This is a genomic window from Brevundimonas sp. FV1ye7S, assembly GCF_058680995.1.
The window spans coordinates 2320775-2343457 of record NZ_CM178726.1 but is presented as its reverse complement, the minus strand read 5'-3'; the positions used below and the strand labels follow the sequence as shown (position 1 = coordinate 2343457).

General features: G+C 67.3%; 26 protein-coding genes. 6 read left to right on the top strand and 20 right to left on the bottom strand.

The genetic code is table 11. The annotated features are described in order from the left end of the window. Positions 1–85: 85 nt before the first annotated feature. Positions 86–1057: a DMT family transporter gene (locus tag ACW18C_RS11490; RefSeq protein ID WP_492070975.1), complete on the top strand. Its 972-nt coding sequence runs from the start codon at positions 86–88 to the stop codon at positions 1055–1057. A gap of 31 nt (positions 1058–1088) precedes the next feature. Then, positions 1089–1754, top strand: a complete 666-nt coding sequence (locus tag ACW18C_RS11485) for a fused DSP-PTPase phosphatase/NAD kinase-like protein (RefSeq protein WP_492070974.1) — start codon at positions 1089–1091, stop codon at positions 1752–1754. Between the two features lie 67 nt (positions 1755–1821). On the opposite strand, the gene ACW18C_RS11480 is transcribed toward ACW18C_RS11485, so the two are convergent. The 18 genes from ACW18C_RS11480 to folE form a co-directional block, all read right to left on the bottom strand. Continuing rightward, on the bottom strand, positions 1822–2025 hold the full coding sequence (locus ACW18C_RS11480; protein ID WP_035307695.1) for a hypothetical protein: 204 nt from the start codon (positions 2023–2025) through the stop codon (positions 1822–1824). Positions 2026–2092: 67 nt separating this feature from the next. After that, positions 2093–2338: a DUF4170 domain-containing protein gene (locus ACW18C_RS11475; protein ID WP_008262601.1), complete on the bottom strand. Its 246-nt coding sequence runs from the start codon at positions 2336–2338 to the stop codon at positions 2093–2095. 93 nt (positions 2339–2431) lie between these two features. Beyond that, positions 2432–3226, bottom strand: a complete 795-nt coding sequence (locus tag ACW18C_RS11470; RefSeq protein ID WP_492070973.1) for a 3'(2'),5'-bisphosphate nucleotidase CysQ — start codon at positions 3224–3226, stop codon at positions 2432–2434. Next, positions 3223–4590 carry a TldD/PmbA family protein gene (locus ACW18C_RS11465; protein ID WP_492070971.1) on the bottom strand — a complete coding sequence of 456 codons (1368 nt, stop codon included), beginning with the start codon at positions 4588–4590 and terminating at the stop codon, positions 3223–3225. Before ACW18C_RS11465 ends, ACW18C_RS11470 begins: the two co-directional genes overlap by 4 nt. A gap of 54 nt (positions 4591–4644) precedes the next feature. Next, complete coding sequence (locus ACW18C_RS11460) at positions 4645–5052, bottom strand: MAPEG family protein (RefSeq protein ID WP_035307697.1); 408 nt, start codon at positions 5050–5052, stop codon at positions 4645–4647. Positions 5053–5055: 3 nt separating this feature from the next. After that, a complete protein-coding gene (locus ACW18C_RS11455) occupies positions 5056–6888 on the bottom strand; it encodes a M14 family metallopeptidase (RefSeq protein ID WP_492070970.1) in 1833 nt (610 codons plus the stop codon). 74 nt (positions 6889–6962) lie between these two features. Further along, positions 6963–7280 carry a type II toxin-antitoxin system PemK/MazF family toxin gene (locus tag ACW18C_RS11450; RefSeq protein ID WP_426026269.1) on the bottom strand — a complete coding sequence of 106 codons (318 nt, stop codon included), beginning with the start codon at positions 7278–7280 and terminating at the stop codon, positions 6963–6965. A gap of 1 nt (position 7281) precedes the next feature. After that, a complete protein-coding gene (locus ACW18C_RS11445) occupies positions 7282–7611 on the bottom strand; it encodes an AbrB/MazE/SpoVT family DNA-binding domain-containing protein (protein WP_492070968.1) in 330 nt (109 codons plus the stop codon). A gap of 42 nt (positions 7612–7653) precedes the next feature. Then, on the bottom strand, positions 7654–9183 hold the full coding sequence (locus ACW18C_RS11440; RefSeq protein WP_492070966.1) for a UbiD family decarboxylase: 1530 nt from the start codon (positions 9181–9183) through the stop codon (positions 7654–7656). An 8-nt stretch (positions 9184–9191) separates the two neighbouring features. Beyond that, positions 9192–9854 carry a Pr6Pr family membrane protein gene (locus tag ACW18C_RS11435; RefSeq protein ID WP_492070965.1) on the bottom strand — a complete coding sequence of 221 codons (663 nt, stop codon included), beginning with the start codon at positions 9852–9854 and terminating at the stop codon, positions 9192–9194. Between the two features lie 15 nt (positions 9855–9869). After that, entirely contained in the window at positions 9870–10712 is an 843-nt protein-coding gene (locus tag ACW18C_RS11430) for an aldo/keto reductase (protein WP_492070963.1), read from the bottom strand. 32 nt (positions 10713–10744) lie between these two features. Then, a complete protein-coding gene (locus ACW18C_RS11425) occupies positions 10745–11629 on the bottom strand; it encodes an alpha/beta hydrolase family protein (protein ID WP_492070962.1) in 885 nt (294 codons plus the stop codon). 57 nt (positions 11630–11686) lie between these two features. Next, the gene (locus tag ACW18C_RS11420) at positions 11687–12028 is read right to left on the bottom strand and encodes an MmcQ/YjbR family DNA-binding protein (RefSeq protein ID WP_492070960.1); all 342 of its coding nucleotides are present in this window, start codon (positions 12026–12028) and stop codon (positions 11687–11689) included. Beyond that, complete coding sequence (locus ACW18C_RS11415) at positions 12025–12399, bottom strand: type II toxin-antitoxin system VapC family toxin (protein WP_492070958.1); 375 nt, start codon at positions 12397–12399, stop codon at positions 12025–12027. The genes ACW18C_RS11420 and ACW18C_RS11415 overlap by 4 nt, the downstream gene beginning before the upstream one ends. Positions 12400–12419: 20 nt before the next feature. Further along, a complete protein-coding gene (locus ACW18C_RS11410) occupies positions 12420–12662 on the bottom strand; it encodes an AbrB/MazE/SpoVT family DNA-binding domain-containing protein (protein WP_008263152.1) in 243 nt (80 codons plus the stop codon). A gap of 24 nt (positions 12663–12686) precedes the next feature. Next, positions 12687–14516, bottom strand: coding sequence for a gamma-glutamyltransferase family protein (locus ACW18C_RS11405; RefSeq protein ID WP_492070956.1), 1830 nt, complete (start codon positions 14514–14516; stop codon positions 12687–12689). 127 nt (positions 14517–14643) lie between these two features. After that, the gene (locus ACW18C_RS11400) at positions 14644–15078 is read right to left on the bottom strand and encodes a biopolymer transporter ExbD (protein WP_292148310.1); all 435 of its coding nucleotides are present in this window, start codon (positions 15076–15078) and stop codon (positions 14644–14646) included. A gap of 157 nt (positions 15079–15235) precedes the next feature. Next, the gene (gene folE, locus ACW18C_RS11395; RefSeq protein ID WP_154725539.1) at positions 15236–15865 is read right to left on the bottom strand and encodes a GTP cyclohydrolase I FolE; all 630 of its coding nucleotides are present in this window, start codon (positions 15863–15865) and stop codon (positions 15236–15238) included. A 129-nt stretch (positions 15866–15994) separates the two neighbouring features. Here folE and cysS point away from each other — a divergent pair, with 129 nt between their 5' ends. Further along, on the top strand, positions 15995–17404 hold the full coding sequence (gene cysS, locus ACW18C_RS11390) for a cysteine--tRNA ligase (protein ID WP_492070954.1): 1410 nt from the start codon (positions 15995–15997) through the stop codon (positions 17402–17404). A gap of 167 nt (positions 17405–17571) precedes the next feature. On the opposite strand, the gene ACW18C_RS11385 is transcribed toward cysS, so the two are convergent. Continuing rightward, on the bottom strand, positions 17572–18594 hold the full coding sequence (locus ACW18C_RS11385; protein ID WP_492070953.1) for a DNA topoisomerase IB: 1023 nt from the start codon (positions 18592–18594) through the stop codon (positions 17572–17574). Between the two features lie 140 nt (positions 18595–18734). Here ACW18C_RS11385 and rlmJ point away from each other — a divergent pair, with 140 nt between their 5' ends. Further along, positions 18735–19550 carry a 23S rRNA (adenine(2030)-N(6))-methyltransferase RlmJ gene (rlmJ, locus tag ACW18C_RS11380; protein ID WP_492070952.1) on the top strand — a complete coding sequence of 272 codons (816 nt, stop codon included), beginning with the start codon at positions 18735–18737 and terminating at the stop codon, positions 19548–19550. A gap of 29 nt (positions 19551–19579) precedes the next feature. Beyond that, positions 19580–20311, top strand: a complete 732-nt coding sequence (locus ACW18C_RS11375; RefSeq protein WP_492070951.1) for a glutamine amidotransferase-related protein — start codon at positions 19580–19582, stop codon at positions 20309–20311. Between the two features lie 188 nt (positions 20312–20499). On the opposite strand, the gene ACW18C_RS11370 is transcribed toward ACW18C_RS11375, so the two are convergent. Next, complete coding sequence (locus tag ACW18C_RS11370) at positions 20500–21564, bottom strand: YeiH family protein (protein ID WP_492070950.1); 1065 nt, start codon at positions 21562–21564, stop codon at positions 20500–20502. A gap of 79 nt (positions 21565–21643) precedes the next feature. On the opposite strand from ACW18C_RS11370, the gene ACW18C_RS11365 reads away from it, so the two are divergent. Beyond that, complete coding sequence (locus ACW18C_RS11365; protein WP_492070948.1) at positions 21644–22519, top strand: LysR family transcriptional regulator; 876 nt, start codon at positions 21644–21646, stop codon at positions 22517–22519. Positions 22520–22683: the final 164 nt, after the last annotated feature.

Genomic DNA, 22683 nt, shown 5'->3' with positions numbered 1-22683 from the left:
CGGCGTTCGTCGCTCGTGCTTGAGCGGCGGGCGCGGCGCGTCGTCGCCCGTAACCCTGGAAAACTGGTTACGGAAAGGACGACCATTGAACCAGATTTCCTCGCCTTCCTCCCGCGCCGCCGCCTGGGGCGCGCTGTTGATGCTGTCGGCCAGTCTTGTCTTCGCCGGTGGCAACACCCTGCAATCGGTCCTGCCGCGCCAGTTCGGCATGAGTTCGACGGGCATGGCCTTCTGGCAATATCTGATCGCTTCGGTCCTGATGCTGCCGATCGTGGTGCGGATCGGACTGGATAAGCTGAAGACGCGCCGCCCCTTGGCGCATCTGATCCGCGCCTTTGCATCGGCCCTGGGTGTGCACGTCTTCGTCTACGGCTTCGTCTCGGGCGTGCCGATCTGGCAGATGGTGACGCTGTTGGCGACCGGCCCCCTGTTCGTCATCATCGGCTCGACCCTGTTTCTGGGGGAGCGGGTGTCGGCCTCGCGGATCGGCGCAGCGGTGATCGGCTTCATCGGCGCCGTCATTGTCTCAGGCGTCGGAGCCGAAGGCCTGGGATGGGCCGCCCTGACCCCGGTCCTGGCCGCCGCCCTTTGGGCCGTCACCGATGTGATGACCCGCTGGTTGGCCCGGGAGGAGACGCCCGAAACCCTGACCGTATCCCTGCTGGTCCTGATCACGCCCAGCCATCTAGCGCTTCTGCTCTTGGCGAACGCCTTCTCCTTCGCCCTTCCGGCCGGGGTGGCGACGGACCTGGCCTTCGCCCTGCCGCAGGGCGCGGGTCTGCTGCTGTTGCTGGCCCTGGGCGGCCTGACGGCCGCTGCGCAATATTTTCTGGCCTCCGCCTACAGGCTGGCCGACGCGGCCTATCTTCAGCCCTTCGCCGATTTGAAAGCGCCGCTGGCCGGTCTCGTGGGCTGGCTTCTGCTGGGCCAGACGCCCTCGATCTGGTTCTGGCCGGGCGCCGCCCTTATCGTCGGCGCCTCGATCTTCATCTTCTGCATCGAGGGTCGGGCGCCGAAGGGCGGGGCCGCCACGGCCCCCGTCGCAAGCGGAGGATGACGCGGCGGCTCAGGATCGCTATCTGGCGGCCATGGCGCGCTTTGATCTTTCGACCGCGATGGGCCGTTTCCGGGCGCATTGGCACTATTTCTGGGCGGACCACGCCTTCCTGCGCCTGGCGTTTTCCAACGCCCACTGGCTGGGTCCAGACCTTGTGCGCACCAACCAGCCGTCGCCGCGCCAGTTGGCCTATTGGAAGAAGAAGGGCGTCAAGACCGTCATCAATCTGCGCGGCCAACGCGACGAGGGCTACTACTGGCTGGAGAAGGAAGCCTGCGAACGCCTGGGCCTGACCCTGATCGACGCGCCGCTGGATTCGCGCGACCCGCCCGAGACGGACCGGATTCACCGCGCGCGGCGCTTGTTCACGACCATCGAATACCCGGTGCTGATCCACTGCAAGTCGGGTGCGGACCGGGCGGGCATGATGGCCGTCTTCTATCGCCACTTCCATCTGGGCGAACCGATCTCGGTCGCCATGGCGGAGCTGTCGAAGAAGTATCTCCACTCGCGCGAGGGCCTCACCGGCGTGCTGGACTATACGCTGGAGAAATACGTCAGCGAGATCGAGCCCCGCGGGATCAGTTTCATCGACTGGATCGACAGTCCCGACTACGACCCCAGGGCGATCCGCGCCGAGTTCAAGGCCGGCTGGTGGGGCACGCTGCTGACCGAGAAGTTGCTGAAGCGGGAGTAGGCCACGCTGTCTCTGCATCCGTCACCCTAGGAACAAGTCCGGGTCACGGGCGTGAAGGAGCGGCGGCTCAGCCCCAAGGGCCTTTCGGGGGCTGGTCTCCGCGTTCGCGGGCTTCCGCATCAAGCTCGGCGTCGCGCCGCGCCTTGCGGTCGGCCTCCCACTTCTTGAACCAGCGCGCATACCCGATCTGCCCGCGCAGCGAGATGCTGAAGAGCGCCAGCACCGCCAGCAGGCTGACCAGTTGGAAGATCTGTTGCGGTTCCAGGTTCATGTTCTTCCTCGCATCCAGACTTCAACGTCGGATCAGGGAGCCGGTTCGGCTCCCTGATGTCGCAGGATCAGGCCGCGTCGCCGCGCGGGTCGATCAGCTTGTGGGCGTGCAGGATGAAATAGCGCATGTGGGCGTTGTCGACCGTCGCCTGAGCGCGGGCCTTCCAGGCCTTCTTGGCTTCGTCGTAGCTGCCGAAGGCGCCCACGAATTCGATTTGCGAAAGATCGCGGAACGTCGGCTCGCCCAGGTGACGCAGTTCGCCGCCGATGACGAGGTGAAGCAGCTGGGGCGGGACGGAGGATTGATCGACCATCGGGTGTCCTTGAAGTCTGGGGAGGGCTTTTGCCGGGGCATAGGCCCAGAACGCCTAAGGATCAATGTATGACAGGGTTTTTCAACCCAAGCCTTAGGTCGATAGCGGCACGTTTTTACAGCGCCGAACGATCAGCGGGTGCAGGGCCGGAGCGGCGCAGACCAGGCTGGCCTGACGCGGGTCGGGTCGGTTGAACCGCCACGGCCGGCCGTGATGGTCGGTGACGCGGGCGCCGGCCTCTTCGGCGATCAGGCTGCCCGCGGCCACGTCCCAGTCCCATTTGGGCATCAGGGCCAGGGCGGCGTCGAAGGCGCCGGCGGCGACCAGGGCCATCCGGTAGGCCAGGGCGTTGCGCTTGGCGAAGCGCAGCACCGGCCAGGGCTCGTCCCAATGCGACCCCTCGATCATCCGCGCATCGCCCAGCACCGAGGCGTCGTCCAGGGTCTCGGCGTCGGACGCCCGGATCACGGCCCCATTGCGCTGCGCGCCGCCGCCGCGCGCCGCCGCATAGGTTTCCTGAACCTCGGGCGCATGGATGGCGGCGGCCACCACCTGGCCGTCCTCGACGACGGCGATGGGCACGCACCACCAGGGCTGGCGCTTCATATAGGCCACCGTGCCGTCCACCGGATCGACGACGAAGATTCGGCGCTTCGACAAGCGTTCGGGCGTGTCCGCCGTCTCTTCCGACAGCCAGCCATAGTCGGGCCGGGCGGCCAGCAGCCGGTCCTTCAGCATGGCGTCCACCGCCAGATCGCCGCTTGTGACCGGCGAGCCGCCGACCTTGGACTCGATCCTCAGCCCGGCCTCGCGCTCCGCAACCGCCAGCGCCCCGGCGTCGATCGCCGCCTGGCGGATCAGTTCCAGATCTGCATCTAGGTCGATCATTTGCCCGCTATGGCCACCGCGTCGAACATCAGGCTGGGCACATTGAACCCGCCCCGGAACTCCAGGTCCGACCCGCGTTGGAGGCGCAGATAAAGCTCGGGCAGCTTGCCCGCCACCGTGACCTCGTTGACCGGATAGGCGATCTCGCCGTTCTCGAACCAGAAGCCGGACACCCCGGCGGACCAGTCGCCGGTGTTTCCGTTGAGCGACGGCCCGAACATCGACGTGACCAGCAGACCCGTCCCCGCATCGGCCATCAGGCCGGCCAGATCGCGGTCGCCCGGCTCCATGTGCAGATTGTGGGTTCCAACCCCCGGCGGTCCGGCCAGGCCGCGCGAGGCGTGACCGGTGGACTGCAGCCCCAGTTGGCGGGCCGAGGCGCTGTTCAGCAGCCAGGTGGTCAGGACGCCGTCGTCGAACAGGGCGCGCCGCTCGACCGCGACCCCTTCGTCGTCGAACGGCGTCGATCCCAGGCCGCGCGGCCGGAACGGATCGTCGATCAGGGTCACCCCTTCGGCGAACACCCTCTGGCCCATCCTGTCCTTCAGGAAGGAGGTGCCCCGCGCGATCGACGGCCCCGAAATGGCGCCTATGGCCGGCGAGACGATCTGGCCGGCCATCCGGTTGTCGAAGATGACCGGGGCGGTGGTCGAGGCGATCTTGCGCGCCCCGGTTCGGGCCACGGCGCGCTCGCCGGCCGTGCGCCCGATGATCTCGGCGCCCGGCAGGTCGGCCAGATGCCGGGTCGAACGGCTCTCGCCGCCACGCTCCATGGCCCCGTCCTTTTCGGCGATCACCCCGACGCCCAGCGAAAAGGCCGAACCGCGATAGTCGCCGTCGAACCCGTGCGAGGTGACCAGTCGCCACTGGCTGGACGACCAGGACGCATGCCCGCCCTCGGATCGGGCGACGCCCTCGACCGCCAGGGCCGCTGTCTCGGCCTCGGCGGAAACCTGTTCCAGAATCAAGGCGGTCCGTTCGCTGGGATCGAACAGGTCCAGATCGACGAAGGGTCCGCGCGCCAGCCGATCTTCGGGGGCGAAACCGGCGTGGGGATCTTCCGGCGCGAGGCGCGCCATGGCCACGGCGCGTTCCACCAGGCGGGTGCGGGTTTCGGGCGACAGGTCCGACGCCGACACCGAGGCCTGACGCTGGCCGACGAAGACCCGCAGGCCCAGATCGCGCGATTCCTCACGCTCCACGTCTTCCAGCTTGCCGTTGCGCACCCCGACCGACAGGGACCGACGATCGGCGCTGACCGCCTCGGCGGCGTCGGCGCCGGCCCTCAGGGCCGCCTGGACGATGTCATTCAGAAGATCGGGCAGAAGATCGGTGGAAACAGGCGTATCTAGGGTGTCGGTCATGCCCCGATATGGCGGACGCCCCGCCGCGCCGCAACCTGTTGCGCTGCAACAGGATCAGACGACGGCGAAGGCGATCAGGCCGACGGCGGCGGTCAGCAGCGCGACCCAGGTCAGCAACATGCCGATGACACGGCCCAGCGACGGCCCCGTCTGGAACAGCAGGCCCAGGGCATGGACCACGCGCCCGACCAGCAGGGTCGCGCCGACGGCATGGACCATCCACGCCGGAGCGCCGACGGCGGCCAGCAACAGCATGGCGATCATGCCCGGCGCCGCATATTCGGCGCAGTTGCCGAAGGCGCGGGTCGCGGCCGCCAGATCGGGGTTCCCGCCGTCGCCGAACGAGACCATGTGCTTGCGCCGCCCGCTGACCACTATCCCCGACAGGACCAGCATCAGCAGGATCAGCAGGCCGCTCCACAGGGCGGCGGCCTGGACGGCTTGCATCAGGGGTGTGGTCATCGATCAGTCCTCGCGGCCGACGGGATAGAGCAGATAGCGGTCGTCGTAGAAGGGCGTCCGCTCGTAGAACCAGGCCAGCCGCGCCTGCGGATCGGCGGCGAACGCGGGCTCGGCGGCCAGCTTGGCCTCGAACTCGGCCTTCAGCGCCGGGTCGGCGGCCAGCATCTTCTCCGCCAGGGGCGCGATGGCGTAGGCCTCGATATATTCGACCCGGCTCATGACCTCGGGGAACATGCCCCAGGCGAAGAAGCTCTCGCTGGACTGCGGTTCCAGCAGCAGCACGACAATGTCGCCCAGCGGCTGATCGGTCGGCACCCGCACCGAACCGGTCGGGAAGGTCCAGTCGCGGCGCTCGACCTCGACCGTCTTCACCGAGGCCTGGACGTGACCCTCATTGGCCCGCGTCGCCAGTTTCGGTTCGACCAGGCGCAGCATCGACAGGTTCACCGTGCGCGGCGCCTCGACCGTCTCCATCTCGATCCCGTGGATCTTCAGGCGCTCGATGATGTCGGTGCGATAGCTCGGCACCCAATAGGCCGTCGGCCGCGTCAGGCTCAGCGTCGGCTTGGACCCATAGAAGGGCATCTGCCACAGCTCGGGATCGGGCCGACCCAGCCAGCGCACCTCGTCGCGACCCGAGGCCGGGCTGTGGTACATCTCGTACAGAACGCCCTTGAACGGCCGCGTGGAGGAGGGGGCCTCTTCCGCCTCGAAGTTCGCCAGGATTTCGGCGGGACGCACGGCCCGGTCCTGATCCGTCGCCGCCTTCAGCGCTGCGCCCTGATCCGCCAGCAGTCGCATCGCCTCTTCAATGAACACATAGGTGCCCAGCACCCGTTGCTCGTGCGGTTTCAGGCTGTGGTTCTCGATCAATATGGTCGGCACATGGGCCGCCGCGCCCCAGCCGTTCGAGAACCGCTCACCCAGACCGCCGTCCGACAGCCCCTTCTTTGGCTCGTCGTCGTCGATGCCGAACACCAGTTCGCCGGGGATATGACCCTCGCGCTCCAGCGCTCCGTTCATCGCCGGCTTGAACACCGTGTCCAGCCAGGCCGAGCTGTGCGGCGACCGGCTGAACGACCCGTCCTCGCCGTTGAAGCCGTAGGTGACGTCGTACTGGTAATCCAGGCCGTCGGTGACGTGGACGTCGACATACAGGTCCGGCCGGTATTTCAGGATCAGGCCCCGAACGCTGCGCATCTCGGGCTGGTCCAGCTTCAGATAGTCGCGGTTCAGGTTCTGGTTCGTCGCCGTATTGCGCCAGCCCTGAATGCGCGGCCCGCGCTGGTTCGGCCGGGAATAGGCCGACGCCCGCTCATGGCCATCCACGCTCAGGATCGGGATCAGGATCAGATTGACCCGGTCCAGCAGGGCGTCCTTGCCGTAGAAGGCGATGTCACGCAGCACCATCATGCCCGCGTCCTTGCCGTCGATCTCGCCGGGGTGGATGCCCGCCTGGATCATCAGCACCGGCTTGGCCGGATCGAAGGCCGCGCCATCCTTCGAGGCGATCACCGCATAGATCGGCCGACCCTCGGGCGAGACGCCGAACTGTTCGATGCGGATCAGGTCGCTCGCCTGATCCAGCCGGTCGAACCAGGCCCGGGTGTCGGCGTAGTTGGGCGAGAAATCATGCGCCGGATCGGCCTCGAACGCCGTGACCCAGGGATCGGAGGCGTCGCGCAGCAAGGCCTTGGACGCCCCGTTCCATTGAGGTGCGGGCGGCAGGAAGGCCTGCTCCCACGGCGCGGTGTTGGGAAGCGTCTGGGACATGGCGGGGCTCACGCTACAGGCAAGGGCGGCAAGAAGGGCCGCAATCAGGGAAGTGGATCGCATGGCCTTTCGTGAGCCGATTGCCTCGGCCTGACAAGTATGACCCGCGCCGCCCAGCGCGGCCGCCCTTCTGCGACCTAATCCTCGAACATCTCACGCAGGACGGCGAGAACTTCACGCAACAGGCGCGGGTCCGCCTCGCCGATCCGTCGTCCCAGACGCGTATGGTCGACGGTGCGGACCTGATCGACGGCGGCTGAGCCCGGCTTGTCTTGAACGGAGGCGGGAACGCGAAACCGCCGATGCGCTCCACCGCCCGTGAGCGGCACGATGATTGAAGCTCCGCTACGATTCATCGCATCCGGCGACACGATCACGCATGGGCGGGTCTTGCGGATCTCATGCCCCACGGTCGGATCCAGCTTGATCCACCAGATCTCGCCCCGCTGGACCATCTCAGGGCTTTACCACGCCGTCAGCCCGCAGTTGCGCCTCTATGCGCGCCATATCCTCTTCTGACGAGGCGTCCCACTCATCGTCCGTCTCGCTGGTCAGGTCGGCTTCCAGCCATTCCCGATCCTCCTCGGTCAGCCCCTCCTTGGCCAAGGCCTCGAAGTCTTCCGCCCAGCCTTCGCGCACCTTGCGCTTCACCGGCACGATGGTGACCTTGCCGGGCTCATAGACGAACTCGACGGCGGCGCCCTCGCTGACGCCCAGCGCGGCCAACACCGGTTTGGGCAGGATGATCCCGGCCGAATTCCCGATCTTGCGAACCTTGCTGGTCATGATCGCGCTCCGTTACAACATAGTTATAACATGGCGGCCGCGTTACTTCCAGATCGGCGTCCCGTCGCCCGGCAGACCCAGCCGGCCCCACAGGTCGTTGACCCGCTCGATCACCGCCTCATCCATGCGGATTTCCTCGCCCCATTCGCGCTTGGTCTCGGGCGGCCATTTGTCGGTGGCGTCCAGGCCGATCTTGGAGCCCAGGCCGCTCTCGGGGCTGGCGAAGTCCAGATAGTCGATGGGCGTCGACTCAATCACCGTGATGTCGCGCGCCGGGTCCATCTTGGTCGAGATGGCCCACATGACGTCCTTCCAGTCGCGGGCGTCGATGTCGTGGTCCACGACGATGACCCATTTGGTGTACATGAACTGGCGCAGATAGCTCCACACGCCCAGCATCACCCGCTTGGCGTGGCCCGGATAGGCCTTCTTCATCGACACCACGGCGATCCGATAGCTGCACCCCTCGGGCGGCAGCCAGAAGTCGACGATCTCGGGGAACTGCTGGCGCAGCAGGGGAATGAAGACCTCGTTCAGCGCCTCGCCCAGCACGCTGGGCTCGTCCGGCGGCCGGCCGGTGAAGGTCGTCAGATAGATCGGGTCACGCCGCATGGTGATGGCGCTGACCTGGAAGACCGGGAACTTCTCGACCGAGTTGTAATAGCCGGTGTGGTCGCCGTACGGACCCTCGTCCTCGAACTCGTCCAGCAGGACGTGGCCTTCCAGCACGATCTCGGCCTGGGCCGGGACCATCAGCGGCACGGTCTTGCAAGCGACCAACTCGGCCTTGGCGCCCCGCATCAGGCCGGCGAACTGATATTCCGACAGGGTGTCCGGCACGGGCGTCACCGCCGCCAGGATCGTGCCCGGATCGGCGCCCAGGACCACGGCGCAGGGCAGGGGCTCCTTCGGCCGGGCCTTCTTGTGCCGCGCATAGTGTTGCGCCCCGCCGCGATGCGCCAGCCAGCGCATGATCGCCTTGTCCTTGCCCAGCACCTGCATCCGATAGATGCCCAGGTTGAAGTCGTCCTCGCGGTCCTCGCTCGGTCCCTTGGTCACGACCAGGCCCCAGGTGATAAGGGGCGCCGGCTCGCCGGGCCAGCACGACTGAACGGGCAGGGCGGTCAGGTCGATCTGGTCGCCTTTCAGCACGACCTCCTGCACCGGCGACTTCTTCACCGTCTTGGGCCGCATCGACATGACGGTCTGGGCCAGGGGCAGCATCTCCATCGCGTCGCCCAGGCCGCGCGGTGGCGTCGGATTGCGCAGGAAGGCCAGCAACTCCCCGACCTCGCGCAGCTCGCCCGCCGTCGTCCGGTTCTTACCCTCCAGCGTCACTCCCATGGCGACCCGTTTCACCGTGCCGAACAGATTGGCCAGGCAGGGGATGGGGCTGATCGTCCCGTCCGGCATCACCGGCTTCTCGAACAGCACCGCCGGTCCGCCGTTTCGCAGCAGCCGGGTCTGGATCTCGGTCATCTCCAGCACGGTCGAGACCGGCTCGGAAACCCGCACCAGCTCGCCCTGGGCTTCCAGCTGGTCGATGAAGTCACGCAGGGATTTGTAGGCCATGCCTCCGCCTAAAGCGCCGGGGCCGAACTGTCACGCCTCGTTCGACTGAAGGCCCGATCCAGCCCGACCAGCGCCAGCCCGACCAGCAGGAAACAGACCAGCAGGCCGGCGAAAACCGCCAGCACCCGGCCCAGGCCCAGTTCGTCAACATTGACGAACCCATAGGGCCACCAGTGGGTCATAAGTCCGTGAACCAGAGTCCAAACGCCGAAGATCAGCGGGAACCCCAGGGCCTTCACCGGATCGATCCATCGCAGTCGGCCTCTCGGCGTGAACCACAGCCAGTCCAGCAGGAAGGCGGCGGGCATGACGTAGTGCAGCACTAGATTGACGCCCAGGGTCAGCCCCTCGGGTCTCCAGTAGGGGGCGATCATGAAATGATACACCACCCCGACGATCAGGATGTAGGTCGTCACGGCGGCGCGGAAGGCCGGCGACGCCGTCCAGCGCGCCAGGGGTCTTGTGGGCTTCAGCAACGGCCCGGTCAGCGCCAGGGCGACCAGGATGTTGGTCAGTATGGTGAAGAAGCTGAAGTACTGGACGGTGCGCGTCACCACCGCCCAGCCGTCCGCCGGCCCCGCCATCAGCAGGTACTGCAGGACCAGCGCCGCCCAGCCGGTCACGGCGAAGGCGGCGCGCCAAAGACGCGGGCGATCCCGGTCACGCAACATGCGCGCCTCCCCTGATCAAGCGGCGGCCTTGTCCCATTGGTAAGTCGGATCCAGCCAGTCGCCCAGCCGCTCGCCGCGATCCAGGGCGTCCATCCGCTGCATCTCCTCGCCCGAGAGTTCGAAGTCGAAAATGTCGAAATTCTCGCGCGCCCGGCTTTCCTTGGTCGTGCGCGGAATGGCGATGATCCGGCTCTGGATCAGCCAGCGCAGGGTGACCTGGCCGTTGGTCTTGCCGTGGGCCTCGGCGATTTCGGAGATCGTCCTGTCGTCGGCGATCTTGCCCTGGGCCAGGGGCGACCAGGCGGTGATCGACGACCCCAGCTCGGCCGCCGTCGCCACCAGTTGGTCGATCCCTAGATACGGATGATGTTCGACCTGGTTGGTGATCAGCCGCGCCTTGGACAGGCTCTGCGCCTGCCGGAACTCCTTGGACGGGAAGTTCGACAGGCCGATCGACTTGGTCAGGCCCTGGTCCCTGGCTTCGTTCAGCGCCCCCAGAGTCTCTTCGAACGTCGGCGTCGGCTTGGGCCAGTGCAGCAGCAGCAAATCCGGCGTCGTGCCCAGGCTTTCGGCGGATTCCTTCGCCTGTTTCAGCAGGGCGTCATGGGTGAAATGCTCGACCCAGATCTTGGTGGTCAGGAAGATGTCCTCGCGGGCCACGCCCGAATCGACGATGCCTTCGCCGACCGCCTTCTCGTTCTTGTAGATCCAGGCCGTGTCGATGTGGCGATAACCGATCCGCAGGGCCTCCGCGACCATCCGGCGCGCATCCGCCGGCTCCAGCTGCCAGGTGCCGAAGCCGAGCAGGGGGATCTCGACGCCATCGACGGTGATTGTGGGCTGATCGCCGTAAGCCATGGGGAAATCCTTCGTTTTCGGGAGCAGCACAGTTAGGCGCCGGCTCCGGTCTTCGTAACCCCTGCGTCGAACCAATCCAGGATTTCCTGCCACAGCGGCTCCAGCCCCTTGCGGAAGGCGCCCTCGTGGCCGACCCGTCGCACCCCATAGTCGGGGCCGTCACGCACCACGACCTCGGACGGCGCGTTGGGATAGGCCTCCAGCAGGGCCGCCCCTGTGACCGGCGTGGCGATGGGGTCGTCCGGAAAGATCCAGGACCGGATCGGCGCCCGGACCGCATCGAACCCCTGGGACTCCAGCGCGCCGGACTTCAGCTCGTCCAGGAAATAGGCCGGCTTCAGGCACCACCGTTTCCAGGTCTCGAACACCCCGCGCGGCAGGTCGGTCCCCCGCCACAGCCTGCCGGCGCGGACATAGCCGTGGCGTCGCAGATGGTGCGGCCCGAAACCGAACCAGAAGAACAGCTCGACCGGATTATAAGTCCGATGGTGTCCGCCCCACCATCCGGTCCCGACCGAGACGAAGGCGTGCCGCCCGATCTCGGCCTGGTTCGGCATGAAGCCCACGAAATGGCCCCCGACGCTGTGTCCGACGTGGAAGATCGGCAGACCCGGCGCCGCCTTCTTCAACGCCTTCAGCGCCGCCGGCATGTCCAGCCGACCCCAGTCGGGATAGTCCATCTCCATCGCCGCCAGATCCTCGGGCCGCGACCCGCCGATTCCGCGATAGTCATAGGTCAGGACCACGCAGCCCCGCTCGGCCATCCAGCGCGCGAACCGCGCATAGAAGCCGCGCGGAAACCCCGTGCCCGCCGAGACCAGCACCGCCATCCTCGGCGCATCGCCCCGGAACAGCGTCGCCTCCAGCGGCCAGCCGTCCTGAGCCTTGATGACCCGATCCTCAACCGCCCGCCCCATGTCGTTTCTGTCCGTTGTTATTTTCAACGGACCCTGCATGGTTTCCCCGACGTCAGGTCAAGCGGCGTCGTAGACCTTCACCAGCCGCTTCGGCGCCACCTTGCGCCACCGCCTTTCCAGCGCCGCCCTCAGCCAGACGGGATCGACCGCCGCGATCCGCGCCAGCACGATCGGATAGTCGCGGTAGTGGTCGGTGAAGTGAAAGGCGGCCGGGTCCATCTCGATCAGCAAATCCCGCTCATCCAGATTGTCCAGATGCACCACGATACTGTCGTCCAGCTTCGGACGCAGCCAGGTGAAGAACTTCCCCGCCACCTTGAACGATGGCTCGCCATAGGAGACGCCGTCCTCGACGCCGGGAAACGACAGCAGCAGGGCGCGCACCTCGTCACGGGTCATGGCGCGATCAGCTCAAGCTCGGGAAAATAGGTACGATACCGCGCTCCGTCGCGCGTCAGCAGCCTGTATCCGGCGACCAGGGCGTGGGCGCCGATGAAGAAGTCAGGCAGGGGCGAAGTCCGAACACCGCCCCGCCGACGATAGGCCTGAAAAGCCTTGCCGGCCAGAAAGGCGGCTTCGAACGGCAGGCCTTCGCGATCAAACGGAGCCAGCAGTGCTTCCACCGTGTCTGCATTAAGAAACGGAATTGAGACCTCCGTATAGATGATCGGATTGATCACCAGCGCCCCTTCCGCATTCAGGATCGCTGAGGCTTGGCTCGCTGACCAGTCATGCCAAGACAGCGTCTCGTCGATCAGGTCGATCAGCACATTGCTGTCGATCAGAACCCTCATTCGCCCCGCGTCATCGCCATGACGTCGTCCGTCGTCATGTTCAGGGCGGAACGATACCGTTGCATATGCTCAATCAGTGCGCGCCCGCGGTCTTTCGCCGCGTGCGGTCGGTCGTTGGCCGCGCGAATGGTCAGGACGCCGCTGTCGATCCGGACCGACAACTCGTCGTCAGGCCCGAAACCGGCCTGTTCCACCAGTTCCGCCGGAATAACGACCTGACCCTGAGCGCCGATCTTCATGACCCGATCATAACATCCCCGCCCTCAATAGGCGATGGCGATCCCGTCCTTGCGCATCTCGGTCGCCGCGCCATAGGTCCAGCGTCCGCCGGGGTTCATCTGCTTCATGACGTTCTGATAGCCGCCGAACCCGCCGTCCGGCTCGCCCAGGGTCCAGCCCATCGCTCGCAACTGCGCCTTGGTCGCCTCGGGCACGCCGCTCTCCAGGTGCAGCACCCCGGTCCCCTCCTGCGCCTGGCCGGTCGGTTCGGACGAGCCATAGTGTTGCCAGCGCGGCGCATCCCCCGCCGCCTGGGGCTCAAGCCCATAATCGACCATGTTGATGATGATCTGGGCCTGGCCCTGGGGCTGCATGGCGCCGCCCATGACGCCGAAGGCCATCCAGGGCTCGCCGTCCTTGACCGCGAAACCGGGGATAATGGTCTGGAACGGCCGCTTGCCGGGCGCATAGACGTTGGGATGGCCGTCGCTCAGGGCGAACAGCTCGCCCCGGTCCTGGAACATGAAGCCCAGCGGCTCCGATCCATTGTCCGGCGCCAGGCCCGAGCCCATGCCGCGATAGTTGGACTGGATCCAGCTGACCATCATCCCGTCGCTGTCGGCGACGCTGAAATAGGTGGTGTCGCCGTGGTGCGGGGCGTCGCCCGGCATGACGCGATCCATGACCCGGTCCGGCCGGATCAGCCTGGCCCGTTCGGCGGCGTAGGCCTTGGAGTTCAGCCATTCGACCGGGGTCTTGGAGAATCGGTCGTCGGCGAACCAGCGCGCCCGGTCCTCGAACGCCAGCCGCTTGGCCTCGGCCTGGACGTGCAGCGAGGCGGCGGACTGGAAGCCCATGGATTTCAGATCGAACTGTTCGCAGATGTTCAGGATCTGGTTGGTCGACAGGCCTTGCGTGTTGGGGCCCAGGCCGAAGACGTCCACCCCGCGATAATTGGTCTGGATCGGCTCGACCCATTCGGTGCGGTGGGCGGCCATGTCGGCGCGGGTCATCCAGCCGCCGATCCGTTTGAAATAGGCCTCGATCTGATCGGCGATGGGGCCGTCATAGAAGGCGTCGCGCCCGCCCTCGGCGATCATCCGCAGGGTCTTGCCCAGGAAGGGGTTGGCGAAAACCTCGCCCACCTTGGGCGTCGCCCCGCCGGCGGCCCAGATGCGCTTCCTATTGTCGTTCTCCTCGATAGGGATCACGCCCCGGTCGAAGGCCGCCATATTGCGTTCCAGGTAGTAGGCGATGACCTGGGGCACGGGCGCGCCCTGTTCGCAAAGCTCGGCGACCGGCAGCAGGACATCCTTCCACGGCAGCTTGCCGTAGCGTTGGTGCGCGCTCCACCAGGCGTCCACGGTGCCGGGCACATTCACCGTCACCGCCCCATAACGCGGCAGATAGCCCTCGATGGCCTTGGACCGCGCGGTTTCCAGGCTAAGGCCTCGCGGACTGGCGCCGGACCCGTTCAGCCCGACCACCGTCTTCTGTTTCGGGTCCCACAGCAGGCAATAGGCGTCGCCGCCGATGCCGTTGGCCACCGGCTCCAGGAAGCCCAGGGCCGCATTGATGGCGATGGCCGCGTCGATGGCCGATCCGCCGCGCCTCAGGGTGTCGATGCCGATCAGGCTGGCCGCCGGGTGCGCCGTCGCCGCCGCCCCGTTCGCGCCCCAGACGGTTGAGCGGCCCATGAATTTCGGTCCCGTGACCCGGTCGCCGATGCCGACCCCGGCGTAGGGATCGGCGGGACGGGCAGGGGCGGGGACCGCCTCGGTCGGCTTGGCGGTCGGAGACGACTGTCGCGCCTGGACGGCCGTCGCCGCCAGGGCTCCGGCCGGCAGGGCGGACAGGAAGGTGCGACGACGCATGGGCGGACTCCTCGAACAGCCGATTTGGCATCAAGGCGGTCAGCGTGCGCGGGAGCAAGCCTTGCCGCAAAGAAAAAGGCCGCGTCCCTTTCGGAACGCGGCCCTGATCCGGGATAGAACCTCGGTCCTATTCGATGTCTTCGTTCAGCAGGCCGACCTTGAAGAAGCCGTTCTCCTGCATCTTGTTCATGACTTCCATGAACTGAGAATATTTCACTTCCGGCTGGGCGCGCACGAAGACGCGCTCTTCCTGGCAGGCGCCGCCGCCCAGGGCGGTGCAGACGTCGGCGGCCAGGTTGTCGATCGAGGTCTGCTTGTCCGACAGGAACAGCTGACCGTTTTCCTGGATGGTGATGTACACCGGTTCCTTTTCCTTGGTCGGATCGGTGGGCGGCGTCGCCGGCGGCAGGTCGAGGCGGATCGACACGGTCGCCATGGGCGCGGCGACCATGAAGATGATCATCAGCACCAGCAGAATGTCGATGAACGGCGTGATGTTGATATCCGCCGTCTGTTCGATCGTGTGCTTGTCCCCACCGGAACCGCCGATCTTCGCAGCCATGCCTAATCTCCGTTACCGCCGGCCGCGATCCGCGCCGACATTTCCCTATGGATCGCCCGAGAGCTTGTTCGGTTCTTGGCGTCCCGATGCGCGCTTGTAAAGCGGTTCTAAACGATCCGGCGTTCCGGAACGTCAATTACCCGCGACAGGCGAGGCTTTACGCCTTCGCCAGCTTCAGGAAACGGTCCATAAGGGCCGGATCGGACTTGAAGGCGCCGGTGAACCGGGTCGTGACGGTCGAAACATGCCGGTGATGCACCCCGCGCGTGGTCATGCACTGGTGCGCGGCGTCGATCATCACCGCGACGCCCTTGGGCTGCAGGTGCGATTCGATGGCCTCGATGATGTCGTTGGTCAGGGTTTCCTGATTCTGCAGACGTCGGGCGAAGATCTCCACCACCCGCGCCAGCTTGGAGATGCCGACAACCTTCTCGCCGGGCAGATAGGCGACATAGGCCTTGCCCAGGAAGGGGGCCAGGTGGTGCTCGCAATGGCTCTCCACCTCGATCTCGCGCAGGATGACCATGTCGTCATAGCCGGTCACGTCCTCGAAGGTGCGCGACAGCTCCTTGGCCGCGTCGGCCTCATAGCCGTCGAACCATTCGCCGTAAGCGTCCACCACCCGCTTGGGCGTGTCGATCAGGCCCGGACGGTCCGGATTGTCCCCGGCCCAGGCGATCAGGGTGCGCACGGCCTCCAGCGCCTGCTCGCGCGACGGGCGGCCAGACTCCTGAACCGTGGCGGTTTCGTCGCTGACGAGGACGGGCTTGGCGGGGATGACGCTCATGAACTCGATTTTCCGGCCGGGGCGGTCGGAGCCGCCCGGTATAGCTTCTACAATCCGTCTGGACTGTATATCAGGCCGCTATATGGGACGGACCCTCCGTCCTGCAAGAAAACGAAGTCCACCTATCTTATGCCGCTGCACATCCACGACACCCTGCACCGTGAAAAGCGCCTGTTCGAACCGCGCGATCCGAACCGGGTGACCCTCTATGTCTGCGGCCCGACGGTCTATGACTACGCCCATATCGGCAATGCGCGCCCGCCGGTGGTGTTCGACGTCCTGGTGCGTCTGCTGCGCCGGACCTATGGCGCGGATCATGTGATCTACGCTCGCAACGTCACCGACGTGGACGACAAGATCAATCAGAAGGCCGCCCGCGAGGGCGTGCCGATCGGCGAGGTCACCGCCCGCTACGAGGCCGCCTATCTCGCCGACATGGGCCTGCTGAACGTCTCGCCGCCCGACCTCGCCCCCCACGTCACCGACTATATCCCGGCCATCGTCGCCCAGATCCAGGCCATCGTCGACGCCGGCTGCGCCTATGCGGCGGAGGGCCACGTCCTGTTCGACGTCTCCTCCTATCCGTCCTACGGCGCCCTCTCGGGTCGGAACCTGGACGACATGATCGCCGGCGCCCGCGTCGAGGTCGCGCCGTACAAGAAGAACCCCCATGATTTCGTCCTGTGGAAACCGTCCAAGCCGGACGAGCCGTCCTGGCCGTCGCCCTGGGGCGAGGGGCGTCCTGGCTGGCATATCGAATGCTCGGCCATGATCGAACAGGCCCTGGGCCTGCCCATCGATATCCACGGCGGCGGCATCGACCTGGTCTTCCCTCACCACGAGAATGAGATCGCCCAGGGCGTCTGCGCCCACGGCCACGCCCATGACGATCAGGCGCACGACGAATACGCCCGCTACTGGATGCACAACGGCTTCCTGACCGTGGACGCCGAGAAGATGTCCAAGTCCATCGGCAACGTCCTGTTGCTGCACGACCTGGTCCAGGCCATGCCGGGCGAGGTCGTCCGCTGGGCGCTGCTGTCGGCCCACTACCGCCAGCCGCTGGACTGGAACCAGGGTCTGCTGGATCAGTCCAAGAAGTCGTTGGATCGTCTCTACGGCGCACTGCACCGCTCCAGCGGCGTCGAGGTTCTGGATCTCGATCCCCCCGCCGACTTCCTCAAGTCCATCGAGGACGATCTGAACACCCCCGGCGCCATGGCGACCCTGTTCGCCCTGTCCAGCGAGATCGAACGCGGCATGACGGCGGGCGACACCGCCGCCGTCGCTCAGGCCCGTGCTCGCCTCGTGGCCTGCGCCTCCATCCTGGGCGTGCTCCAGGCCGATCCAGCCGCCTGGCTGGAAGGCGACGTCTCCGACGCCTTGCGTATCGAGGTCGAGGCCCTGCTGGAGCAACGCGCAGCCGCCCGCGCCGCCAAGGACTGGCCCGAGGCCGACCGCATCCGCGACCGCCTGAACGCACTGAACGTCGTCGTCATGGACGGCCCCGACGGCGCGACCTGGCGGATGAAGGGCTGACGCCCCCACCAGACCCGTCACCCTCCGGCTCGTCCGGAGGGCCCACGGCGGGGATTGTGCGATAAGATGGGGGGCGCACGGACCACCGTGCGCCCCTCGTTCGTTTCGTGTGTTGCTAGGGTAGGCCCTCCGAACAAGTCGGAGGGTGACGGAGCGGGGCGGTGGGCTCACTCCACCTTCAGCAGCTTGATCAGCGCCGTCTCGAACCCCTTGGTGTCCGGCCCCGGCAGGGCGGTCTTCAGCTCGCCGCTCTCGTACAGCGCCATCACCTTCGGATGGACGTAGGAGGTCCGGCACACTGTCGGCGTATTGCCCAGCAGGCCCGCCACCGCCTTGACGCAGACGGTGATCTTGCGTTTGGCGTCGGTCGGCGAGGTCGGGGGCTCCATCTCGCGCAAGGCCCGCGCCGCCGAGACCGTGCCCGCCCAGGTGCGGAAATCCTTGGCCGAGAACTGGTCGCCCATGGCCGCGCGGATATAGGCGTTCACATCGTCCGAGGTGACGGGGCACAGCTCCCCGTCGGCCGTGCGGTATTTGAACAGGTGCTGGCCCGGCAGTTCCTCCAGCGCCCGCACCACCCGCGCCAGTCGCCGGTCGCGGACGCTGACCCGGTGGTCCTTGCCGCTCTTGCCCCGGAACTCGAATGTCAGGGCCGCGCCGTCCACCTCCAGATGCCGCTTGTTCAGGGTGGTCAGCCCATAGCTGCGGTTCTCCCGCGCATAGGCCGCATTGCCGACCCGGATCAGGGTGATCTCCAGCAGGCGCACGGCGGTGGCCAGCACCTTGTCCTTCACCGGCCCTCTCAGGTTCAGGTCATGTTCGACCTGGGCGCGCAGCTTGGGCAGGGCGCGCGAAAAGGCCGGCAGCTTGTCGAACTTGTTCTCGGATCGGGCCGCGCTCCAGCCGTCGTGATAGCGATACTGTTTGCGCCCCTTCACGTCGCGGCCGGTCGCCTGGATATGGCCGTTGGCCTTGGGGCAGATCCAGACGTCGGTCCAGGCGGGCGGAATGGCCAAGGCGCGGATCCGGTCCAGAACCTTGGCGTCCTTGACCGGTTGATCCTTGGCGTCGCGATAGGACCAACCCTTGCCGGCGCGGCGGCGGGTCAGGCCGGGGTTGTCGTCGCTGCACCAGCTCAGCCCCTGCGGAACCTCGACCGCAATATCCACGCCGTGCGATCCGTCCGCCATCAGCGGCCTTCCTTTTCATTGGTCTTTCAGCGGCTTGCCCCAGACCCGCCCCAAGACCAGCAACGAACGCCGGGTGGGGTCGCCGGGTTCCAGCCGCCGCTTCCCCTTGACCCCGCGCGCCCGGCGCGACACGAGGCGGCATGAATTATCGCCACAGCTTCCACGCCGGAAACTTCGCCGACCTGGTCAAACACGCCCTGGTCCTGTGGCTGGTGAAGACCCGCGCGGCCGCAGGCTCGCTGACGGTGCTCGACACCCACGCCGGCGCCGGCCTTTATGATCTGTCCGGCGACGCCGTCCGGTCCAAGGAGGCCGAGGCCGGAGTCGCGCGTCTGATGACCGACCCGGACCTGCCGCCCCTGATGCAGGCCCTGGCGGATCGGGTGGCGGCGCTGAACCCCGACGGCGGCGCCCGCTTCTATCCCGGCTCGCCCCTGCTGATCGCCGACGCCCTCGGGGCGGGCGGAACCTATGTCGGCTATGAGCTGAACCCGCCCGTCCGCGCCCTGCTGGATCAGGCCCTCGCGGATCGCCCCAACGCCGAGGCGCGCGAGGGCGACGGCTACGCCCTGGCCACGGCCGAGGCGGCGCGGGTCAAGGCGCCCCTGATCCTGATCGACCCGCCGTTCGAGAAGCCCGACGACTATATCCGTTCGGCCGAAACCGCCCTGGCGGTGGTCCGTCGCGACCCGACCGCGACCGTGGCGATCTGGACCCCGCTGAAGGATCTGGAGACCTTCGACGGCTTCATCCGCCGGCTGCAGCCCAAGGCCGGCCCGACCCTGGTCGCCGAGGCCCGCCTGCGTCCCCTGACCAATCCGATGAAGATGAACGGCTGCGCCCTGGTGATCGTCAATCCGCCGCCGGGCGCCGAGGACGCGGCGCGCCAAGTCTGCGGCTGGGTCGCCGACCGTCTGGGCGATCCGGGCGGCAAGGCTGAAATCTGGTCCTTCTGATCGGCGCGCCCCTTGTCTATGGTCGGGCCATGACCCGTATCGCCATTCTGGAAACCGGCCATCCGCCCGAGGCCCTGAAGGACAGTTTCGACGACTATCCGGCCCGGTTCCGCGCCCTGCTGGGCGAAAACGTCCCGACCACCCGGTTCGACGTCCAGTCCGGCCATCTGCCGTCAGACCCCGCCGCCTTCCAGGGGGTGATCGTCACCGGCTCGGCCGCCGGCGTCTATGACGACCTGCCGTGGATTCCCCAGCTGATCGACTGGCTGCGTGCGGCGCGGGGCCGGACCCGGATCGTCGGCATCTGTTTCGGCCATCAGGTCCTGGCCCACGCCTTCGGCGGCGCGGTCGAGAAGTCGGACAAGGGCTGGGGCGTCGGCCTGCACCGTTACGACGTGCACGGGACCGAGCCCTGGATGCACCCCCGCGCCCGCACCCTCGCCATCCCCGTCTCGCATCAGGATCAGGTCGTGGCCGTCTCGCCCGATGCGCGCGTCATCGCCTCCAGCGGCTTCACCCCCTACGCCGGCCTGGCCTGGGGCCAGGACGCCATCTCCTTCCAGTGCCACCCGGAGTTCCAGCCCGACTACGCCGCCGCCCTGGTCGAGGTCCGGCGCGGTTCGCGCATCCCCGAACCCCTGGCCGAGGCCGCGCTCGACAGCCTGAAACGCCCCAACGACCGCGCCGTCCTCACCGCCTGGATCCGCGCCTTCCTGCTGCTGACCCCGCCCCCGGTCGAGGACCAGGGCAGCGGGATCTGATCCTTACTTTCGTCATCCTCCGGCGAGCGTAGCGAGACCGGGGGACCCAGCGGCGCGCGAGAGCGCGAACCTGTCGCGGAAGAACTTTCGAGCATCGCGCGGCGGATACATCGCCTTCGGCGCCGCTGGGTTCCCAGGTCTGCGCCGCGAAGGGGCGGCTTGCCGGAGAATGACGAAAGTAGAAGGCGCTAAACCCCCAACACCGCGATCAGCCCCAGGCTCAGCCCAACCAGGGCCGCCAGCGACAACACCACCGCCGCGACCACCCGCCCGCCGGCCCGCGCCACGGCCCGGATGTCGGTCTGCAGGCCCAAGGCCGCCATGGCCGCCACGGTCAGCAGGCCGGAGGCCGCCGCCATCGGTTCGAGCGCCGCCTGCGGGATCAGCTCCAGGTTCCGCAGCGCGATCATCGCCAGAAAACCGACGATGAACCACGGCAGGAGCCGGTGCAGTCCCGGCCCCTTCGCCCCCTCCGCCCGATCCCGGAAGATCAGCGACAGCACCAGGATCACCGGCCCCAGCATCAGCACCCGCGCCAGCTTGACCACCGTCCCCGTCTGGGTCGCGACCGCGCCGAACGGGGCTGCGGCGGCCAGCACCTGGGGCACGGCGTAGACGGTCAGCCCCGCCAGGGCGCCGTATTGCAGCCCGCTCATCCCCATCAGCCCGCCCAGCAGCGGCAGGGTCAGCACCACCACCACCCCCAGCACGGCGGTAAAGGCGATGGAGGCGGCGACCTCCTCGCCATCGGCGTCGATCACCGGGGCCACGGCGGCGATGGCGGAGTTGCCGCAAATGGCGTTGCCGCAAGCCACCAGCAGGGCCATGCGCGGGTTCAGCCCCAGCAGACGCCCGATCCCGAACCCGGCCAGAATGGCGGCGGCGACCAGGGCGAAGACCCCCGCCACGAACCCCAGCCCCAGCGACGACAGGGTCGCCGCACTGACCGAGGCGCCCAGCAGGACCACGGCGACCTCCAGCAGGATCTTGGCGCTGAAATCGATCCCGGCCCTGAACCGCACGTCCGGCGTCCAGGCCGCCCGCACGCCGGCGCCCAGCAGGATGGCCAGCACCAGCGGCTCCAGCCAGACCTTGCCGACCGCCCCGCGTTCCAGGCCACCCAGGCCCACCGCCGCCAGGGCGACCACCAGGCTCATCATCAGGCCGGGCCACACCGCGCGCCCGAACGCGCCCAGCCGTATCATGCGGGGCAGGGGAGGACTCAAAACGGCGTCAGGGGCAGCGGATTTCATGGTCCAGCTTGATGGGCGGCCCCTCGACCTCGGTCCAACGGATTGTTATGGTCGTTTCAATCCGATTTGGAGATTGATCGTGACCCTGGAACGCCTGCGCATCTTCGTCGCCGTGGCCGAGCGCCAGCATGTGACGGCCGCCGCGCGGGCGCTGAACCTGACCCAGTCGGCGGTCTCCAACGCCATCGCGGCGCTGGAGGCCGAACATGACGTGCATCTGTTCGACCGGGTCGGCCGGGGCGTCGTCCTGAACCAGACCGGCCAGGCCTTCCTGCCCGAGGCCAGGGCCGTGCTGGCCCGCGCAGCGGCGGCCGAGGCGGCGCTTGCGGACATGAGCGCCCTGCGACGCGGCCGCCTGACCCTCTTCGCCAGCCAGACCATCGCCAGCGCCTGGTTGCCCCGCCGACTGGCCGCCTTTCATGCGGCCCATCCCGGCGTCGAACTGGATGTGGCCATAGGCAATACGCGTGAGGTGGCCGAGGGGGTGTTGAGCGGCGCGGCCGAACTGGGTCTGGTCGAGGGCGAGATCGACCAGCCCTTGCTGGATCAGACGGTGGTGGGCTCGGACCGGCTGGCGGTTCTGGTCACGCCCGACCATCCCTGGGCCGGACTGCGTCGACTGGAGGCCCAGACCCTGGCGACCCAGGCCTGGGTCCTGCGCGAAGCGGGATCGGGCACCCGCTCGACCCTGGAGGCGGCGCTGCGAAACGCGGGCGTGGACCCCGCCGCCCTGTCCATCGCCATGACCCTGCCGTCAAACGAGGCGGTGCTGGCGGCGGCCGAGGCGGGGGCGGGGGCCACGGCCCTGTCCGAAAGCGTGGCCTATGGCTCGGTCGCCGCCGGACGTCTGGTCAGCGCCGCCTTCAGCCTGCCGGAACGCCCGTTCCGCCTGCTGCGGCATCGCGAACGCTATCGCAGCAAGGCGGGCGACGCTTTTGTCGCCGCCATGGAATGAGCCGACGGGGGATGCACCCCTAATTCCGCTCCACCGCATTCTGAATTCTAAGGGCTTTCAATGAAATCCCCACAATCGACCCATCGCCCTTCCGGGCGCGGTTAGACTGGCCGCCAGGTCTTTGACAATCGAACGGAAAACACGCCGCCAAACTGCACTCTTTT

Bases quoted from the DNA above. Each gene is read 5' to 3' on its own strand.
- ACW18C_RS11485 (WP_492070974.1), top strand. From the start codon at position 1,089: ATGGCGCGCTTTGATCTTTCGACCGCGATGGGCCGTTTCCGGGCGCAT.
- ACW18C_RS11480 (WP_035307695.1), bottom strand. From the start codon at position 2,025: ATGAACCTGGAACCGCAACAGATCTTCCAACTGGTCAGCCTGCTGGCG.
- ACW18C_RS11475 (WP_008262601.1), bottom strand. From the start codon at position 2,338: ATGGTCGATCAATCCTCCGTCCCGCCCCAGCTGCTTCACCTCGTCATC.
- ACW18C_RS11470 (WP_492070973.1), bottom strand. From the start codon at position 3,226: ATGATCGACCTAGATGCAGATCTGGAACTGATCCGCCAGGCGGCGATC.
- ACW18C_RS11465 (WP_492070971.1), bottom strand. From the start codon at position 4,590: ATGACCGACACCCTAGATACGCCTGTTTCCACCGATCTTCTGCCCGAT.
- ACW18C_RS11460 (WP_035307697.1), bottom strand. From the start codon at position 5,052: ATGACCACACCCCTGATGCAAGCCGTCCAGGCCGCCGCCCTGTGGAGC.
- ACW18C_RS11455 (WP_492070970.1), bottom strand. From the start codon at position 6,888: ATGCGATCCACTTCCCTGATTGCGGCCCTTCTTGCCGCCCTTGCCTGT.
- ACW18C_RS11450 (WP_426026269.1), bottom strand. From the start codon at position 7,280: ATGGTCCAGCGGGGCGAGATCTGGTGGATCAAGCTGGATCCGACCGTG.
- ACW18C_RS11445 (WP_492070968.1), bottom strand. From the start codon at position 7,611: ATGACCAGCAAGGTTCGCAAGATCGGGAATTCGGCCGGGATCATCCTG.
- ACW18C_RS11440 (WP_492070966.1), bottom strand. From the start codon at position 9,183: ATGGCCTACAAATCCCTGCGTGACTTCATCGACCAGCTGGAAGCCCAG.
- ACW18C_RS11435 (WP_492070965.1), bottom strand. From the start codon at position 9,854: ATGTTGCGTGACCGGGATCGCCCGCGTCTTTGGCGCGCCGCCTTCGCC.
- ACW18C_RS11430 (WP_492070963.1), bottom strand. From the start codon at position 10,712: ATGGCTTACGGCGATCAGCCCACAATCACCGTCGATGGCGTCGAGATC.
- ACW18C_RS11425 (WP_492070962.1), bottom strand. From the start codon at position 11,629: ATGGGGCGGGCGGTTGAGGATCGGGTCATCAAGGCTCAGGACGGCTGG.
- ACW18C_RS11420 (WP_492070960.1), bottom strand. From the start codon at position 12,028: ATGACCCGTGACGAGGTGCGCGCCCTGCTGCTGTCGTTTCCCGGCGTC.
- ACW18C_RS11410 (WP_008263152.1), bottom strand. From the start codon at position 12,662: ATGAAGATCGGCGCTCAGGGTCAGGTCGTTATTCCGGCGGAACTGGTG.
- ACW18C_RS11405 (WP_492070956.1), bottom strand. From the start codon at position 14,516: ATGCGTCGTCGCACCTTCCTGTCCGCCCTGCCGGCCGGAGCCCTGGCG.
- ACW18C_RS11400 (WP_292148310.1), bottom strand. From the start codon at position 15,078: ATGGCTGCGAAGATCGGCGGTTCCGGTGGGGACAAGCACACGATCGAA.
- folE (WP_154725539.1), bottom strand. From the start codon at position 15,865: ATGAGCGTCATCCCCGCCAAGCCCGTCCTCGTCAGCGACGAAACCGCC.
- cysS (WP_492070954.1), top strand. From the start codon at position 15,995: ATGCCGCTGCACATCCACGACACCCTGCACCGTGAAAAGCGCCTGTTC.
- ACW18C_RS11385 (WP_492070953.1), bottom strand. From the start codon at position 18,594: ATGGCGGACGGATCGCACGGCGTGGATATTGCGGTCGAGGTTCCGCAG.
- rlmJ (WP_492070952.1), top strand. From the start codon at position 18,735: ATGAATTATCGCCACAGCTTCCACGCCGGAAACTTCGCCGACCTGGTC.
- ACW18C_RS11375 (WP_492070951.1), top strand. From the start codon at position 19,580: ATGACCCGTATCGCCATTCTGGAAACCGGCCATCCGCCCGAGGCCCTG.
- ACW18C_RS11370 (WP_492070950.1), bottom strand. From the start codon at position 21,564: ATGAAATCCGCTGCCCCTGACGCCGTTTTGAGTCCTCCCCTGCCCCGC.